This is a genomic window from Bacillus sp. S10(2024) (assembly GCF_050473865.1).
Classification (GTDB): Bacteria; Bacillota; Bacilli; order Bacillales; family Bacillaceae_G; genus Bacillus_A.
Genome location: NZ_JBFLUR010000002.1, coordinates 1,596,039 through 1,613,538 on the forward strand (window position 1 = coordinate 1,596,039; position 17,500 = coordinate 1,613,538).

The 17,500-nt window shown below is 34.0% G+C and carries 18 protein-coding genes; 7 read left to right on the forward strand and 11 right to left on the reverse strand.

Annotation, left to right across the window (positions count from 1 at the left end):
• Nucleotides 1-279: 279 nt before the first annotated feature.
• The 3 genes from AB1280_RS08255 to AB1280_RS08265 all read left to right on the forward strand — a co-directional run bounded on the left by AB1280_RS08255 (nucleotide 280) and on the right by AB1280_RS08265 (nucleotide 3,168).
• A complete protein-coding gene (locus AB1280_RS08255) occupies nucleotides 280-1,674 on the forward strand; it encodes a PLP-dependent aminotransferase family protein (protein WP_429755526.1) in 1,395 nt (464 codons plus the stop codon).
• Between the two features lie 165 nt (nucleotides 1,675-1,839).
• Nucleotides 1,840-2,715 carry a phosphotransferase gene (locus AB1280_RS08260; RefSeq protein WP_429757308.1) on the forward strand — a complete coding sequence of 292 codons (876 nt, stop codon included), beginning with the start codon at nucleotides 1,840-1,842 and terminating at the stop codon, nucleotides 2,713-2,715.
• 36 nt (nucleotides 2,716-2,751) lie between these two features.
• Nucleotides 2,752-3,168: a GNAT family N-acetyltransferase gene (locus AB1280_RS08265; protein WP_429755527.1), complete on the forward strand. Its 417-nt coding sequence runs from the start codon at nucleotides 2,752-2,754 to the stop codon at nucleotides 3,166-3,168.
• Between the two features lie 134 nt (nucleotides 3,169-3,302).
• Here the strand turns inward: AB1280_RS08265 and alr are convergent, their stop codons facing one another.
• Nucleotides 3,303-4,478 (reverse strand): alanine racemase, encoded by a 1,176-nt coding sequence (gene alr, locus AB1280_RS08270; protein WP_429755528.1) that lies wholly within the window; start codon nucleotides 4,476-4,478, stop codon nucleotides 3,303-3,305.
• A gap of 166 nt (nucleotides 4,479-4,644) precedes the next feature.
• Here alr and AB1280_RS08275 point away from each other — a divergent pair, with 166 nt between their 5' ends.
• Nucleotides 4,645-5,106: a DinB family protein gene (locus tag AB1280_RS08275; protein ID WP_272190826.1), complete on the forward strand. Its 462-nt coding sequence runs from the start codon at nucleotides 4,645-4,647 to the stop codon at nucleotides 5,104-5,106.
• A 28-nt stretch (nucleotides 5,107-5,134) separates the two neighbouring features.
• Here AB1280_RS08275 and spoIIP (AB1280_RS08280) read toward each other — a convergent pair whose 3' ends face one another.
• From spoIIP (AB1280_RS08280) to cbpA, 8 genes are all read right to left on the reverse strand, one after another.
• Nucleotides 5,135-6,280, reverse strand: a complete 1,146-nt coding sequence (gene spoIIP / locus AB1280_RS08280; protein WP_429755529.1) for a stage II sporulation protein P — start codon at nucleotides 6,278-6,280, stop codon at nucleotides 5,135-5,137.
• 211 nt (nucleotides 6,281-6,491) lie between these two features.
• Complete coding sequence (locus tag AB1280_RS08285) at nucleotides 6,492-7,451, reverse strand: SPFH domain-containing protein (protein ID WP_429755530.1); 960 nt, start codon at nucleotides 7,449-7,451, stop codon at nucleotides 6,492-6,494.
• Nucleotides 7,451-7,882 carry an NfeD family protein gene (locus tag AB1280_RS08290; RefSeq protein ID WP_272190829.1) on the reverse strand — a complete coding sequence of 144 codons (432 nt, stop codon included), beginning with the start codon at nucleotides 7,880-7,882 and terminating at the stop codon, nucleotides 7,451-7,453. The genes AB1280_RS08285 and AB1280_RS08290 overlap by 1 nt, the downstream gene beginning before the upstream one ends.
• Nucleotides 7,883-8,649: 767 nt before the next feature.
• A complete protein-coding gene (locus AB1280_RS08295) occupies nucleotides 8,650-9,387 on the reverse strand; it encodes a M15 family metallopeptidase (RefSeq protein ID WP_272190830.1) in 738 nt (245 codons plus the stop codon).
• Nucleotides 9,388-9,716: 329 nt separating this feature from the next.
• On the reverse strand, nucleotides 9,717-10,871 hold the full coding sequence (gene spoIIP / locus AB1280_RS08300; protein ID WP_429755531.1) for a stage II sporulation protein P: 1,155 nt from the start codon (nucleotides 10,869-10,871) through the stop codon (nucleotides 9,717-9,719).
• Between the two features lie 161 nt (nucleotides 10,872-11,032).
• Nucleotides 11,033-11,548, reverse strand: a complete 516-nt coding sequence (locus AB1280_RS08305; protein WP_429755532.1) for a DUF1572 family protein — start codon at nucleotides 11,546-11,548, stop codon at nucleotides 11,033-11,035.
• Nucleotides 11,549-11,565: 17 nt separating this feature from the next.
• A complete protein-coding gene (csaA, locus tag AB1280_RS08310; RefSeq protein WP_429755533.1) occupies nucleotides 11,566-11,895 on the reverse strand; it encodes a chaperone CsaA in 330 nt (109 codons plus the stop codon).
• A 505-nt stretch (nucleotides 11,896-12,400) separates the two neighbouring features.
• Complete coding sequence (cbpA, locus tag AB1280_RS08315) at nucleotides 12,401-13,048, reverse strand: cyclic di-AMP binding protein CbpA (protein WP_429755534.1); 648 nt, start codon at nucleotides 13,046-13,048, stop codon at nucleotides 12,401-12,403.
• Nucleotides 13,049-13,313: 265 nt separating this feature from the next.
• Here cbpA and AB1280_RS08320 point away from each other — a divergent pair, with 265 nt between their 5' ends.
• From AB1280_RS08320 to AB1280_RS08330, 3 genes are all read left to right on the forward strand, one after another.
• Nucleotides 13,314-14,192, forward strand: coding sequence for a hypothetical protein (locus AB1280_RS08320; RefSeq protein ID WP_429755535.1), 879 nt, complete (start codon nucleotides 13,314-13,316; stop codon nucleotides 14,190-14,192).
• 251 nt (nucleotides 14,193-14,443) lie between these two features.
• Nucleotides 14,444-15,757, forward strand: coding sequence for a hemolysin family protein (locus AB1280_RS08325; protein WP_429755536.1), 1,314 nt, complete (start codon nucleotides 14,444-14,446; stop codon nucleotides 15,755-15,757).
• A complete protein-coding gene (locus AB1280_RS08330) occupies nucleotides 15,754-16,236 on the forward strand; it encodes a DUF456 domain-containing protein (RefSeq protein WP_429755537.1) in 483 nt (160 codons plus the stop codon). Before AB1280_RS08325 ends, AB1280_RS08330 begins: the two co-directional genes overlap by 4 nt.
• A gap of 25 nt (nucleotides 16,237-16,261) precedes the next feature.
• Here AB1280_RS08330 and AB1280_RS08335 read toward each other — a convergent pair whose 3' ends face one another.
• Both AB1280_RS08335 and AB1280_RS08340 read right to left on the reverse strand, forming a co-directional pair.
• Complete coding sequence (locus AB1280_RS08335; RefSeq protein WP_272190848.1) at nucleotides 16,262-16,882, reverse strand: NAD(P)-dependent oxidoreductase; 621 nt, start codon at nucleotides 16,880-16,882, stop codon at nucleotides 16,262-16,264.
• Between the two features lie 105 nt (nucleotides 16,883-16,987).
• Complete coding sequence (locus AB1280_RS08340; RefSeq protein WP_272190850.1) at nucleotides 16,988-17,182, reverse strand: hypothetical protein; 195 nt, start codon at nucleotides 17,180-17,182, stop codon at nucleotides 16,988-16,990.
• Between the last annotated feature and the right edge of the window lie 318 nt (nucleotides 17,183-17,500).

Consider the following 17,500-nt stretch of genomic DNA (forward strand, 5'->3'; position numbering starts at 1 on the left):
ACGAGGCAAAAAGCACCTCTCTGTCGGGGGCCCCAACGTCCTGCGATTCTGAGCAAGCCGCCTCCGCTTTTCTAAAGAAGATAGGTGTGGGACAACTATCCGTAAAAGCCCGATTGGTTCAACTAATAATCAGGGGAGGATAAAGCTCCCCACTGATTAAAGTTTCACTTTATCAAAAATTCAAAATGTTTTATGATTGTTATTATAAAAATTACATACCCCTTTTATAAGTGACAGTTTTTTTCTTTTTTACAGGGGCAGTTTGAAAGGTTGATGCCAATGGAACTTACCATCCCATTAGATTCAAAAAGTGAAATACCTCTTTACATACAAATTTATAACTATATGAAAAAAGAAATCTTACAAGGAGGTATTGAAGCCGGTAGCCGCCTGCCATCTCATCGGAATTTATCTTTGCAGCTTAATGTAAGCCGTAATACAGTGGAATATGCATATCAACAGTTAATAGCTGAAGGATATGTAGAGAGTAAACATAGACGTGGTTTATTTGCGGCGAGTATAGATTACGATTTGATTCGAACAACAAATAATAAAAATATAGTAAATAGAAGAACATCTATTCAGGAGAATTTCCGTTTCAATTTCAGTCAAGGAAGCATTGATACCTCTTCCTTTCCATTATCTACTTGGAAAAAGATCACAAATAATTGTCTCTTAGAATATGAGAATGATTTGTTTACAAAAGAAGACCCTCAAGGTGAATGGCAACTACGTTCTGAAATTTCTCATTATCTCTATCAAGCACGCGGTGTTCAATCTACTCCAGAACAAATTATTATTGGAGCGGGTACACAGCCACTTCTTTGGTTACTTTTGCAATTACTTGGTTATGAGAACATTTATGCAATGGAAAATCCCGGCTTCCACCGCGTAAGAGCTGTCATGCAAAGTTGCGGATTACAAATACAGCCAATTTCTCTAGATGAAAAAGGGATTCACATTTCTTCTTTATATGAAAGTGGTGCGAATGTCGCATATGTAACACCGTCTCATCAATTTCCATATGGAATGATTATGCCACTTTCCCGTCGAATGGAACTACTAAAGTGGGCTAACGACAATAACGGGTACATTATAGAAGATGATTATGACGGTGAATTTCGTTACATAGGAAAACCGATTCCTTCCTTACAAGGGTTAGATACCAACGGGCGTGTTATTTATATGGGCACATTTTCAAAATCATTTTTACCTTCATTTCGAATGAGTTACATGGTTCTTCCGCAAACTTTACTAGCAAACTATGAACATGATGGAACCATTTTCAAACAAACCGTCTCCAAAATACAGCAACTTACGTTTGCAACATTTATGAAAGAAGGATATTGGGAGCGGCACTTAAACCGAATTCGTACTGTATATAAAAAGAAACATCACTTCTTAGTACAGACCATCCAAAAAGAGATGGGACCTCTAGTAGATATCATAGGTTCTGATTCTGGTCTTCATATTGTATTACACGTTTATAACGGGATGAATGAACAAGAGCTTATTGATAAGGCAGCTGAAAAAGGCGTCAAAGTATATCCTATTTCTCCATATGATGCAGTAAATGATTTACGAAAGGAATCTTACGTATTGATGGGGTTTGGAGGGCTATCAGCAGACAACATTCTCTGTGCTATACAATTATTAAAGAAAGCTTGGTTTTAGGTAACATACACAAAAAGTGCTGTAAACGATGTATTTCATCTATTTACAACACTTTTTGTGATTCTATCCCATTACATATCTACCTAAAATATCCCTATTTTATCAATAAATATTATATAATAAATTTGAATGAATTTTTCGAAAAGGGAGTTCATATACGATATGATGCTACAAACAATGTTTCCTTCCCCTATTTTACACATAGAAGAATTACATCCTGGCTACGAAGACCATGCAAGTAATGTATGGTTAGTAAAAACAAAAGATGAAGAAGTCATTGTTCGCTCTTCTAAATTAGACGAAGAACCAAATAATGATTTTTGGTGGGGGTGTAAACAATTATTCGGAATTGACCCACGATTTGTTCATAAGCTAGAAATTGTCAATCATACACTCGGACAATATACGACTCTCCCTATTCCTAAGTTGTTAAGCAAGTACGTACTAGATCGAGAGTACATTGTCGTTGAAAAACTAGAAGGACAAACGCTGCAATCTTTCATCAATCAGCCTGACTCTCTACTATATAAATTTGGAAAAGGTTTAGCTGAAATTCATCAATACAAAACAAACTATGTCGGTAATCCATCTAGAACACATCAAATTCCATTACATACATTTCATCAACATATGATACAAACCAGCACAAAACTTATAGAACGATTTCACTCACATAATCCAAAAATTCGTAATAGGTTTAAAAAATTTATTTCTCAAACAGCGTCTCTTCCCGTACCAAAAGAAGCATCATTCATTCTTATTGATATGGATCCAACACAATTTTTAACAGACGGGCAAAAAATTACGGGACTTGTAGATACAGAAGCTTACGCTATTGGACCACGAGAATTTGATTTGATTGGATTAGAATATTTATTTACAAAAACAGAAGCTGCAGCATTTCGAAAAGGCTATGAGACTATCTCCCCTCTTCCAAACTTGACACAATGCAGAGAACCATATCGATATTTATATCGTTTACTTTCTGTTCAAGGAAGTGTGGACCTAGGCGAGTGGATGGAACACCCATCTTTTTTTTAATTATCAAATAACACAATATAAGGAGGAGAATACAAGATGCAAATTCAAAACAAATGGAGTAAAAAAGATAGCGATTATATCAGAAAACAACTCATTTCCTTCAATAACTCACAAGTTTCAGAAAGTAAACCATCACCTCTAAAAGACGTCTGTTTAACAGTAAAAAATGAAAATGAAGAAATCGTAGCTGGTTTAATCGGGATTATTTTTTGGCAATGCCTACACGTTGATATTTTATGGGTCGATGACAGCCTACGTCACCAAGGTTACGGCAGTAAACTTCTGTTAGAAGCCGAAAAAATAGCAAAAGAGACAGATTGTACGCTCATCAAACTAGACACTTTTAGTTTCCAAGCACCCGAATTTTATAAAAAGCATGGTTATGAAGTATATGGTGTTATAGAAGATTTCCCCAAAGGACATAATCACTATTATTTACAGAAGAGAATTTAGTATAGAAAATTTTTAAGCTATACAAAAAGGATAGATAACACAGAGACTGCTCTGCTTTATCTATCCTTTTCTTTTTTCTCCTTTATAGAGTGTAGCATTATATAGGAGAATGTAATGTCTTAATTATTTATGCATTATTTTCTTCTTAATGGATTTTTGACACAAACAATTTTATCATTTTCTTTATATACACGCGGAATTCTTCGATCTAACATACATGTTACTTCATAATTAATTGTTCCTAACATATCAGCAACTTCTTCTATCGCAATTTCTTCATTACCTTGTTTACCATATAGGACAACCTCATCCCCAACATGTACAGGCATCACTTTCGTTACATCGAGCATAAGCTGATCCATACAAACACGACCAATAATAGGTACTCTCATCCCATTAATAAGCGCATACCCTTTACTTGACAATTGACGACTAAATCCATCTGCATATCCGATTGGAATCGTAGCAACCCATTCTTCCCCTGTCGCAACATACGTATTGCCGTAGCTTACCCCTCTTCCTTGTTTAGCTCGTTTCACATGAGCCACTTTGGACTTTAATGTTAAAATCGGTTGAAGTGCTACTGTCTTATGATTCACTTCATTCGATGGATACATTCCATATATCCCTATCCCAACGCGAACCATATTTTGAAATTCGTTATTTAGCTCCATTGTTCCCGCACTATTCGAGCTATGAATAAATGGCAAATGAATCCCCATATCTTTTGCAATATTTACAGCCTTCTCAAATAAATCTTTTTGCATCAACGTATATGTTTTATCAACTTCATCAGCTGTAGAATAATGAGTAAATATTCCTTCTACTTCTACATGTTGCATCTTTTTCAATTCTTGAAGAAACGGTACCACTTCTTCTTCTTGTAAACCAATCCGGCTCATACCTGTATCAATTTTCATTTGAATTCGCGCCTTCTTTTGCAAACGCTCTGCTATACAATCAATATTTTTCAAATCTTCAATTCTGTATACAGTTATCATAATATCGTATTCGATTGCGTCTATTACAGCTTCCTCTGGCGTATATCCCAGAACTAATATCGGTACTGTTATACCCGCTTCACGAAGTTCAATTCCTTCATCCACAAAAGCAACTGCAAGATGACTTACTCCAGCTTCTAGCGCCGCTTTTGCAACTTGAATAGCACCATGACCATAACCATTTGCTTTTACAGCTGCCATCATTGCAATATTTTCATCGTTTACACGTTTTTTAAATTCTCTCACATTATGTTTTACAGCATCTAAATTTATTTCAACTATTGTATCTCTTCCGTATCTTGAAATCATTATTCTAACTCCTAACTCAATAATTCCATTCTATTTATCGTTCAATAGGACCTTTAACACTATAATACTTTTCATTTTCCTAGTCAAACTACTAGAATTTTCAGAACATTAAGTGTGATATAATACCCTTAAAAACTTATTATAAACAGATGTGAGGAGAAATACAATGTTTGTTCAAGCTGCACTGCATCAATTAGAAATTGCGATTGATTCTACAATACTGATGTTAGAACAGGTTACTTACGATGAATTACAGCAACGACCGCTCGAAAATAAACGATCTCTCTTTGAAATTTGTACGCATCTATCTCTGATTTGCCATGCTGATTTTCTCATTTTAAATGAATCATCAAAGGAAGAGTTAGATACATTTTACAAACAACATACGCCGCACACGCTTGAAGAAGTACAGCAGACAATGATAGAAGGTTTCCAGCTTCTTTCTAAAATATTTCAAGCCTATTCCTTAACAGAACTTGAAGAAGTCACCCATTCCTACTGGGGCGCCTCCTACTCTCGGTTTGAATGGTTATTGGAAATTGTTGCACATTTTTATCATCATCGCGGTCAATTACATACCCTATTAGTAGAACACGTAAAGGATCTGCTAATTCCCTTATTCGAATAAGAAATAAAGAAATTTGCGGATCACATTACTACCTATTTACCTTCTCCGCATCCCAATAATACTTGCTAAAAGCTTCTGCTAATACATCTATTGAGTTATACAACTCTTCTAAATTATTATCAACACCACCAACTTCTACGAGTAAAGCATTCGAAGATAAATCTTGATTATATGTCCCATCGCCCTTTCTTTTGTCTTTTTTGAAAATTCCTCGGCTAAGTCCATAATAGTGTTTATCCAAATAAGCGTTAATTGCGTTTGCAATTTTCATATTTTCTTCTCGTCCTTCATTTTCCATTCCAATAATGAAATAAAGTCTTGCGTACGACTTTCCATTTATCACTTTTGTTGTAACATTCTTACGCTGATCATCTCGGTGAATATCAATCGGAAATACGATTTGCTTATTTTGGGCTAGTGCTTCTTTTACATATCCATGTGATGCTTTATAAGCCTGATACCACTTCATCTTTTTCTGCGCTAATAAGTCTCCCATGTTTGTCTTGTCATGTAAGGCTTGAATTCCTTGTCCTTCTAATTGCTGTTTTAACCTATCACCGAGAAGTGATACATTTACCTCTGGACTTGATGCCTCATCTGGATTTTTCGCTTCAGGTAATAACGGTAAAAATGACTCCCAACTATGTGTATGATAGATAAATACAGCATTTTTTCCCTCTATAGCGTTTCCTTTCTTTTGAACAGGATTATCCTTTTCTGCTTCCTGAACTTTTTCTTTAGCCACTTCACGCTCTTTCGTAATTTCTTCTAGCGGGACACTCGATTCATTTGGTATATTTGTATAATCTGTTCCTTCTCCAGCTACAAGAATGTCAGAATAATAGTTTGCCATTCCAGGTATTTCTTTCCCCATAAATGTTCGAATATCTTGCAAACGCATATCTGTTGTTAATGAAAACAATAACGCCCCTACTGATTCTCGTTTCTTTGTTTGAAAGTATTCAAAAGAAAAATAATGATTTTCCATTTCAATCATTTGCATAAATCCTTGTGAGGAAACTTTTCCAAACCATTGATTCACATAAAATGATTTCATTGTATGTAACATTGTAGTAACTAAAGATGCAGCCACTAAAATAATAAATGCATAAGAACACAATAAAATGATAATCTTCTTACTATGTACTTGAGAATGTATAAAATGCTTTTTCATCGTACCACCCTTTCTATACATGGGTATGTACAAGCTTTATGCGATATACATTCTGATTTACACTATTATGTCCTACACGTTTTTAAGTTTGAAAATATACCTATTATCTAATTCCTATATATTTTCAGCCTCATTTTATTCGAAAAAAAGGTATTACAAATATCAACTTCAAAAAAAGAAGAGAAATGACAACCATTTCTCTTCTTCGTTTCTATTGTTCTCTTGTTGTATCTATAGAAGGCAGCTTTTTCTCTTTAAACAACTCTCCAATTGCACCTAAGCTTCCTAATGTTTCAACGGCATTTGACGGAAGGAATACTTTATTTGCAGGTCCTTTTGCAATCTCAGTTAGCGATTCAAATGACTGGTATGCAAGTACTCGCTCATCAAGTCCGGACTGGCGTAACATTTGAATCCGACTTTGTTCTGCTTTTGCAATTTCTTCAATTGCTTTCGCTTCCCCCTGTGCTTCTAATTCTTTTGCTTGTCGTAAACCTTCTGCCTCGCGAATGCGCGCTTCTTTATCCCCTTCAGCCATTAGAATTTTACTTTGTTTCTCTCCTTCAGCTCGAAGAACTTTATCTTGTTTTGCTGCCTCAGCTTCAAGAATAATAGCACGTTTATTACGCTCTGCCTTCATTTGTTTTTCCATTGCTGCTTGTATATCTTTTGGTGGGTTAATATCTACAACTTCAACGCGTTCAATACGAACACCCCATTTTTCTGTTGCTTCATCAAGTGCTAAACGGATTTCTGTCGAAATTTTTTCACGTCCCGATAATGTTTCATCAAGCTCCATTTTCCCGATGATTTGTCGCATTGTTGCAGATGTAATATTACGAACCCCAAGTTCATAATTGGAAATACCATACGTCGCAAGCTCTGGATCAACAACTTGATAGAAAATAATTGTATCAATCTCAACTTGTACGTTATCTTTCGTGATTACTTTTTGCGGTGGAACAGTCGTTTGTTGAATTCGTAAATCATGATAAAGACGTACACGATCGATAACCGGGATAATCATGTTTAACCCCGGATGCATAACACGCTGAAATTTACCTAACCGCTCTACAACACCTACTCTTTGCTGCGGAATAATTTTAATTGATAATGCGATAAATACAATAACAATTAATGCTAAAATAATTGATAATGTTAAACCTACCATTATAATTCACACTCCCTTTTCACGTGCACTACCGTGCTACTTCTCTTTACAACAATAACGCTTTCTCCATCTAAAATTGGTTCATCTGACACAGCAGTCCACATATCTCCCTCTATTTTCACAATACCATTCGACTCATTTGTAATCGCTTGCACAATTATACCTTTTTTTCCAATAAGCTTATCTACTGCATCTGTATATCCTTTCGCTTCTCGAAAATTTTTAGAAATTCGTTTTGTGAAAAATGTCAAACTAAGGCTGACAACAGATGCAATCACAACTTGAAGTAGCAAAGAGTTTGGTACAAATAATCCAATTAGACCTCCGACCACAGCACCTATCCCAAGCCATAATAAGTAGAACGTCACCGTCAACATTTCCGCAATAAATAAAAGACCAGCAATGACAAACCAAATCACCCACCCTGTCATGTGCAACCCTCGCTTCCATCCTATATTTTATATGTATATGAGAGAAAGAAAACTTTATCACGTTGCATCCGCAACATCCATTAATAGATAAAAAATATATTAAAATTATATATTAATATATTCTTTATTATACATGATAAATCCTTTCAAAAAGTGACAAAAAAAGAAAAATTTTCTCTAAAAAAGGAAATTTCTCATTATATAATATGCACTTTAAATCATAACAATAAAAAGCAATGTTCCATCAAGATAAAGTAATTCAGATAACGTGGACAAATAATAAAACTAGCATATGAAATCGAGTATGAAATCTCAAAGGTTTTATACTCGATTTTTTGCTGTTATATAAGAGTTTATCACTCTTTTTTTTAGTAAATTTACATGATGACAATAGTTATTGTCACCGGATATATTGGAATGCAATTTCGCTTGTTATTTATAGCATTAAAAAATCTCAAAACGAATAGGTAATATATATTAAAACATTTAAAGGAATAATAATAACATGTATTCCTTTAAATGTAGCTTAATGGGATATGCCTCTAAAAAATTTAAGCTCGGAGCCATATGACTCTGAGCTTTTTTACGTGCTATTTACTATGTGATTTAAGTTGCGAATTCCAATATTATTTAGACTGTTATTTTAGATTTTCTCCACAATAACTGAACTACTTCCTCTAAGACATATTGCTTTTTTGTTTATACTTGTACTTGTTCTTACATAAAACATCTGTTTGTAAAGGATAAAGACAAACACTAACGGATACTCACTTTATAGCTTCTTCTAAAGTAAGTTGATTTTCATATAAATAGGTAGCGTATGGATTTCCAACATAGCGAACATGCCACGGCTCATACATATACCCTGTTACCTCTTCTTTTTCTTTTTCATAACGGATAATAAACCCAAACTTATGGGCATTTTCAGCAAGCCACTTTCCTTCTTTCGTTTCTCCAAAGGAAGGCTCTAATTGAAACTTTGCCGATTGTGATGTAATATCAACTGCTAATCCTGTTTGATGTTCACTTGTACCAGGAATTGCACTAGACATCGCTGTTTTTTCTTCTCCATCTTGTTTTTTATACATCGTATTTAATGCTTTTTGCCTTTCAAATGAACGAAATGCCGAAACAGCAAATAAAAAGATTTTTTCATGCTTTGCTTGTTGAAACATACGTTCCAATGCTAAAGCTGCTTCTTTACGCATTTTCTTTTTTTCATTATCGCCTTCATATAGAAAACGAACTTGTGGTATTACTAAATCTTGCGGCTCATACAAATCAGGTAAGCGTCTCTTCTTGTTTACAAGAACAAGAGTTGAATCTGGATTGTTAACAACTGCAAGCCTACCTTCAATTTTTGCAATTGTTTCTTGTACCTTTGGAAAAATAACGTTTCCTTGTGCTTCTATCGCTTGCTTTTCATTATGATGTTCTATATATTGAAGCAATGTAATTATGCAAATAGCAATCGCTATACTCAACAACATCCATTTTTTCTTCATATAACATCCTTTTATTCTAATAATTTTTCTCGATAAAACTCATCAACTTTCGCTATAACCGTAACAGTCAATTCTACAACTCATCATATACCATATATTTTTTCCCATTCTCTCATCGATTTAAACATTTCTCTCCACATTATCAAAACGATTCTAATTCTCTCTTTACCATTTATCCAGCCCTTAAGTTTACATAATATTATTATTTGCGGAGATTTCTTGATACATGAACATTCGATACTATTTTTCTAAATTCCTTTTCCATTTTCATAAGATAAAGAGACAAATTTCGATACAAAACAAACAGCGTAAGCAACGTTTGCTTACGCTTATCCATTCACTTTTTCAGCCTGCCAATAATACTCACTAAATGCATCTGCAAGTGCATCTATGCTACGATTGACCTCCTCTTCTGTATTATCAACACCACCTACTTCAATAAGAGTAGCTTGACCGGATAAATCTTGATTATATACACCATTTCCCGAACTAAAATCCTTTTGAATAACACCTCGGCTTAATCCAGGATATTTTTCCTTTAATGATTCATGCAGCGCTGTTGCCAATTGCAGGTTTTTCGCATGATTTTTATTTCCCTTGCCAATAACAAACGCCAACTTCGCATAGGATTTATCACCAATTGTTTTCGTTGTGACCTCTTTCCGCGCACTATCTCTATGCAAATCAAAAAGGTATTGCAGCTCTCTATTACTTGTCATTGCCTCTTGCACAATCTCACGAGATATTTTATAAGAACTGCGATCATTTAACCCTCGATTCACCAACATGTTTCCAACATCTGTTTTATCATTCGTTGCACCTATTCCATAATCTTCTAGTTTTTCACGGAATCTATCTCCAAATATAGAAATGTTCTTTACTGAGCTCGTCGCTTTATTTGAATCTGGGTTATTCGTTAAATTTAACAATGGTAAATATGACTCCCAACTATGCGTATGATAAATAAATGCCACTTTTCGACTTCCTGTCGTTTGTGCTGGCTTCTTTTTTTCTTCATGTGATTCGTTATTTTTAGATTTCCCTTGTTCCCCCGCCCGCTCTTTAACAAGCTCTTCTAAAGGTACACTCGATTCAATAGGTAAATTTGTATAATTTGTTCCTTCCCCAGCGATTACAATTTCCGTGTCATATTTCGAAAATCCAGGAAGCTCTATTCCAATTAAACTGCGAACGTCATCAAAACGAATATTTGTCGCGGCAGATAAAACAAAAGAAGAAATCGAAAAATCTGTATTTAAATGTCGATATTCTTGTATAAAGTAACGATTTTCTGAACCAATTACATACATATAGCCATTCATAGACAGTTCATTTAGCCATTTATATAAATACGTTGACTTTGTTTCTTTTAGTGATGTTACGATCATACTAGCAAATAAAAAAGCTGCCATAATCCCCAATAAAAGTAGAAAAATAAATCTCGGAAGACTTGTCCGTTTCACATAAAAATAGCTTCGATTCACTAAATCACCCTCTCTCTCTAAACATATGTACAAGCTATAGAGAATAGACCAAATGAAATTTGGCAATATTGCTACTTGGGTGAAAAGAATTGAAGCTGATGATTAGATTATTTCCTGTTATGTTATCGTATTTCTTTGTGTTACTTGCTGTACATTCAACATTATTTTTCCAGAAACTGATTAGACTTTCCTCTTGGAATACTTAAACATGTCCATTCTTTCTCCTTCAATAGTTTACCAATATAAATCAGTTGCCCAATATGTGAAGCATAATGGGCAACTTGTCTTTCAATCGCTTGCATCACCGTATGCGGCTCTCGGCGTATATATACAGTTTTTAGAACATCGTTAACTCTAATAGTTTCCATCGCTCGAAATACAAATAACCATCCTTCTTCCCAAGCACGTAACAATTCTTCTTTTGAAGCATAACCACCTTCAAATTCATCATCACGATTCCGATCCTTCTTTTCGCCATCTGTCGTTAAAAAACTTGTCCACCTTGAACGCATATTCCCATATAAGTGTTTTACAAGAATCGCAATACTATTTGCTTCTTCATGAGGAATCCAGCATAATTCTTCATAAGTAAGCTGCGATAACACCCGATCCCCTTGCTTTTTTATAGCTTGAAAATTATCTACTGCACACTGTAAATAAGCTTTTTCTATGTCCATTTTTCTCCCCCTATTTTTTAGCTAATCGTTGTTCCATTCGGCACTTTCATACCCGGTTCTAGTAAAATGACATCCCCTTTTTCAGGAACACCACCAAGGACAAGTACTTCAGATTTAAATCCAGCCACTCGTTTAGGTGGAAAATTAACAACCGCAACAACTTGCTTTCCAACAAGTTCTTCCGGTGTATATCGTTTCGTGATTTGTGCACTTGACTGTTTCATTCCAAGTTCACCAAAGTCAATCTCTAGCTTAATTGCAGGCACCCTGGCTTCTGGAAATATTTCTGCTTGATGAATTGTTCCAATACGGATATCTAATTTCATGAAATCTTCAAAAGTAGCCATTTCAATCCCTCTCCTTACTATTCATATATAAATTCATTTTGAGTATCAACTAATTCGCTTCTATGTAGAACAAAACTTAACCTGCACTTGTTTCAACCCTTACATGCGGTAAGAAAAGACCCTAACTGCTTATATGTATCCAACTATACTGAAAGAGCTTTTTTGTCTTTATTCAATATTATATATTAGACAATCGCCTACATTTTCCTTTGTAAAGAAAAAATGCTTATACATCTTTCTTTTATACTTCCTGCAAGACTTCTGAATATATATATCCATTTTAATTTTTCGACATATAAGTCGTTGCTACACAGAATACGACGTTATCGCTACTTGCTTTCTCCCTTTGTTTTGAACATTGCCTGTGGTAGAAAAATGCCCTGACCGTTTCTATGCACAGCCAGATGCTATCGCTCATCTATAAAGAAATGAAGTTTTTATGCTGTTTTTTAATTTATATATAAATTAAAAATCCATCTCTTATTTTTAGAGATGGATTTCCCTCTTACTCTACAATTTCCACTTCACGTGAATTTTTCATTTCTTCTACATGTATAACGCGGAATCCATGGTCTTCTAAATCCGTTAAAAGCGTTTGTAATTCTTCTGCCGCAAACTCTTCTCCTAATGTAAACATAATTCTACGTACGTATAATGCCTTGTTATCAAATGTCATTAAACTTTGGATCCCGTTATACTTTTTCAATACAGTTGATAGTTTTTGAATTGCACCATTATAATCTTGTGTTCCAATCATGACTGAATATACACTAGAATGAAGACCCCACGCATCTTCTAGTAACTCAAACACTTTTTTATGCGTTAAAATCCCAAGAAAGATTCCGTTATCATTCACAACAGAAATATATGGTAACTCCTTAATTGTAAAGAAAACTTTAAAGAAGGAAGAGTCTTCTTTTACATAGCCATCTTTATTGCGCAATAATTCTTTCACATTATCGTCTAAAGAACCTTTGTATTCTAAAACATCTACCTTGTAAATATTCCCCAAAAACATTTCTTCTTTTTCATCTAAAACCGGAACACATCGATATCCCGTTTTATTCAAATGATCTAATGCTTCTTGTAAAGAATATGTTTCCTTGCAAAATAATACCTCTCTTTTTAAAACATAGTTTCCCTTTACTCTCATAAAAATCCCCCTTATGTTAAAATAATTTCTGTGACATAAATATATAATATTTTCAGAAAAAAATAAATAAATTTATTTAACTTTTCTGAATTATAATTATTACCCGTCACAGTTTCTTCTTAAACCTTTCATTTTTTCAACAAATATCGAAGAAAATATTCTATAAAAATTTTCTTTCCTCCCTAAAAGAGATTGTATATTCTAAAGAAAAACGTTACAATAATAGAAACAATTTTCAGAATATTCTAAGATAAGGTGGGGGTGTATGGCAACTTCTATTATTTCTTATGTATATCGTTGTCTTTTGGGGATGATAGTCATTATCCTTATTAGTCCAATTCCTTCCGTTTTTCTAAACAGTGAACAATCCTATTCTGAAGCATTACATACAATGATTAATCAGTTGATGCATGTTCGTTCCATTACTATTCCAATAACGAATTGGATTCATGAACCATTCTTTTTCTTTTCTTACCATCCAGAACATATGACAAAATCATTTCATTCAACTGCATTGTTCCCATACATATGGAAATTATATTTCTTATCTATGATACGGCTCTTCTTTTCACTTACTATTGGTTTTTTCATCAGTTTTGGGATTGGTCAATTTTTTACTAAATTATCTTCTAAAAATAGAAAACATTTTTTAGTGTTACGTTGGGTTCCATTTTCATTTGGAACTGTTTTACTACAATGTAGCGTCATTATTTTTTGTCTATTCCTAGCATCATACATATCCCTTCCATACTTTTCTTCTCTTTTAATTATTTGTAGTACGTCCATGGTCATTATAATCCAGACCATCAAAAAATGGATTCCTTTCTTGCATACATTCCAAAAAACAGCACATATACTTGATTCAGCTTTTCTTAGCAATACACTGTTCGTTTCTCTACATGCCAATCATAAGTCTATCATTGGATCCATATTAATTTCCTTTACATATATGGAATGTATTTTTCATGTAAATGGGTTATTTCAATTTATTGTGCAATACTGTGTTACTTCCCCTATACTTGTTACGATAGGCCTTTTATTACTTTATATCCCATATATGCTTCTTTCCCTTTTACAAATAGTATGGAAAAGAAATCGCAATACCGAGCACATTCATAGCCTATCTCGCACAACAATAAAATGAACCTTTTCTTCACACTATTCATTAGTTAATCAATTGAGGTCCTTATTAGCGATTCCATTTTCAAAAATTGCAATAAGGACCAATTAATCAAATCTTTTATCAGCCCTCCTCCTCTTATAGCTGTTTTTTTACTAAAACATTATTTTTCCTCTGCTTTCTTTGACTATCCTTTCCTTTTCCATATATTATTAAAGTAAAACTTTTATTCAGGAGGTGACATCTTTATTCTAAATTTAGAATAAAGAATATCCTTGGACATATTAAATCTTTTTCTCATCGCTTTACTTATTCTTATTTCTGGATTTTTCGTTGCATCAGAGTTTGCTGTTGTTAAAGTACGCAAAAGTCGGATTGATCAACTTGCCAATGAAGGCAACAAACAGGCAATTCTAGCAAGAAAGGTTATTTCGAATTTAGACGTATACTTATCTGCTTGTCAGCTTGGTATTACAATTACATCATTAGGTCTCGGTTGGCTTGGCGAACCTACTGTGGAGCATTTATTGAAGCCGCTTTTTGAAAAAATAAATATAACAGGTACAATGGCGCATACGTTGTCTTTTGTTATGGCTTTTAGCATCATTACGTTCTTTCATGTTGTACTAGGTGAGCTCGTTCCAAAGTCATTTGCTATTCAAAAAGCCGAACAAATTACATTAAAGTTTGCAAGACCTTTAATTCTATTCGATAAAATAATGTATCCTTTTATCTGGTTATTAAATAGTACAGCGCTCTTTTTCACGAAACTACTTGGATTACAACCAGTAAAAGAAAATGAACTTTCTCACTCTGAAGAAGAGCTACGTCTTATTTTAAGTGAAAGCTATAAGAGCGGAGAAATTAATCAATCGGAATACAAATATGTAAACAATATTTTTGAATTCGATGATCGAGTTGCAAAAGAGATTATGGTTCCACGTACTGAAATGATTTGTTTATCAACTGAAAACTCATTAGCAGAAAATATGGAAATTATCTCTACCGAAAAATTTACGCGTTATCCAGTTATCGGAAAAGATAAGGATGACGTTGTCGGTATAATTAATACAAAAGAAATCTTCCATGATCAAACAAAAGGAATTTGCAAACCGCTACAAGCATACATACATCCTGTTTTAACAGTATTCGAAACTGTACCAATAAAAAAGGCGCTCATTCACTTACAAAAAAACCGCGTCCAACTAGCAATTATTATGGATGAATACGGTGGGACTGCAGGCCTTCTTACAATGGAAGATATTATCGAAGAAATTATTGGAGAAATACAAGACGAATTTGACACTGATGAAACACCAATGATTGAGAAACGTAATCCGACACTAACGGTACTTGATGGAAAAGTACTTATCTCTGATGTAAATGATATGTTTGGTCTTCATATTGATGATAGTGATTTAGATACAATTGGAGGATGGTTTTTGTCACAAACCATTGACATAAATATTAAGCCTGGTCATATGATTCAATATGAAAATTATCAGTTTAAAGCATTAGAATTAGATGGACATCAAGTAAAAAAAATTGCGGTTAGTAAAATAGATGCACAAAAAGGAGTTATGTCGTGAATTTCTTATTAACTATATGTATTATCGCGTGTTTTATTATATCGTTTATCGCGTTCATCTACCCAATCATTCCAGGTATACTCGCTTTATGGGCTGGATTTTTCATTTATCAATTTGGGATTAACGACTTACAATTAACAAAGTCATTTTGGATCGTTCAAATTGTATTTACAATTATTATTTTCATTGCTGATTTTATTACGAATAGCTATTTCTTAAAAAAGTATGGAAGTACAAAATGGAGCGAACGTGTCGGTATGGTTTCGATAATTGTTGGATCATTCTTTTTCCCGCCATTTGGACTGATTATTATCCCCTTCCTCTCCGTTTTCGCAACTGAATTAATGCATAAAAAAGCACCCAAAGAAGCCTGTATGATTGGGATTGCTACTGTCATCGGATTTTTAAGCAGCACGATCGCTAAAGCGATTTTACAAATCATTATGATTATTATTTTTGTATGTTGTATTATTTTTTAGCCATCCTTATCATAAGGATGGCTTTTTAGTAGGCAATGCCAACTCGTTTTTTATAATGAATATCATAATAAAGTAATTGATAAGCAAAATGGGCTGTATCTCCAACTGTGATCTTCATACCATCTAGCGGTAACACATCTTCTTCAGTACGATAAATAGCTGTTTCTTCTCCATCTATTAAGTGTGTTGGACAGACAATTGTCCATTTTAATTTGCTATTCGCTAAAGCTAAATAGGCCGCTACATGGTCTTCTGCTGCAGCCGTTGTCCTTCGACGTGATTCACTGGATTGAAAGCGATATAATTGCGGATTCACACGTGCCTGCAAAATCCCAGCCGTTCCAATTGTTATAATTCTTATAATCCCTTCCTCGTTCATAGCGTCTATAATATGCGGCAAACTTTTTGATAACGTGCCGTTTCCATCGGTACCAAGTGCACTAATTACAACATCTGCTCCCTTTACACACTCTTTCACACCTTCTTCATTCCATACATTGCCTTCTATTACACGTAAATTCTCATGTTGTATTTGTAGCTTCTCTTTATTTCTCACAAGCGCTGTCACCTTATGATTATCCTGTAATGCAAATTTTAAAATTTCGACTCCAACTCGACCTGTTGCCCCAAATAAACATATATTCATACTAACTCACACCCTTTCAATCTCTCTATTATTTCTGAAAAAGCAAAAATACACAACAAAAAAGCTTTCTCATTGATTGAGAAAGCTTCTATCATCATATAAAATTTATTTCTTTTCAGTAGAACTTGAAGAACTATCTTTCGAGTTTTTATCTTTTACTTCTCCACTCGTTTCTTTTTCAGTTGTCTTACCTTCTTGTTGCGTTTTCTCTTCTTTCTTTTCTTCATTCTTACTACAACCCACCACAAATAAAGAACTAGCAAGTGCAACGGCAGATAACGATTTAACCCATTTACTCATTTGCTTATCCCCCTTTTGATAGAATATGTACATTCTCATATTACTTCTCTTTTTTAAAGGAAATATTATAGATTAGTAAAGAAATAGTAAATCATTGTTAATTTTCTGAATTTTAACTATGTAAGATAAAAAACGACATTCTTTTTTATGAGAGGACGAGAGCACCTGCCCAGGAGTTGTTTTCCATATGCGAGGTTTTCAAACAAAGAGAGCAAGCCAGTGGCGGTCATGGTGTATACTGTATAGCAACGACTTATATGTCGAAACATTAAAACGGATTTATATATAACATTTTAATTCATACAATTGCCATACTAA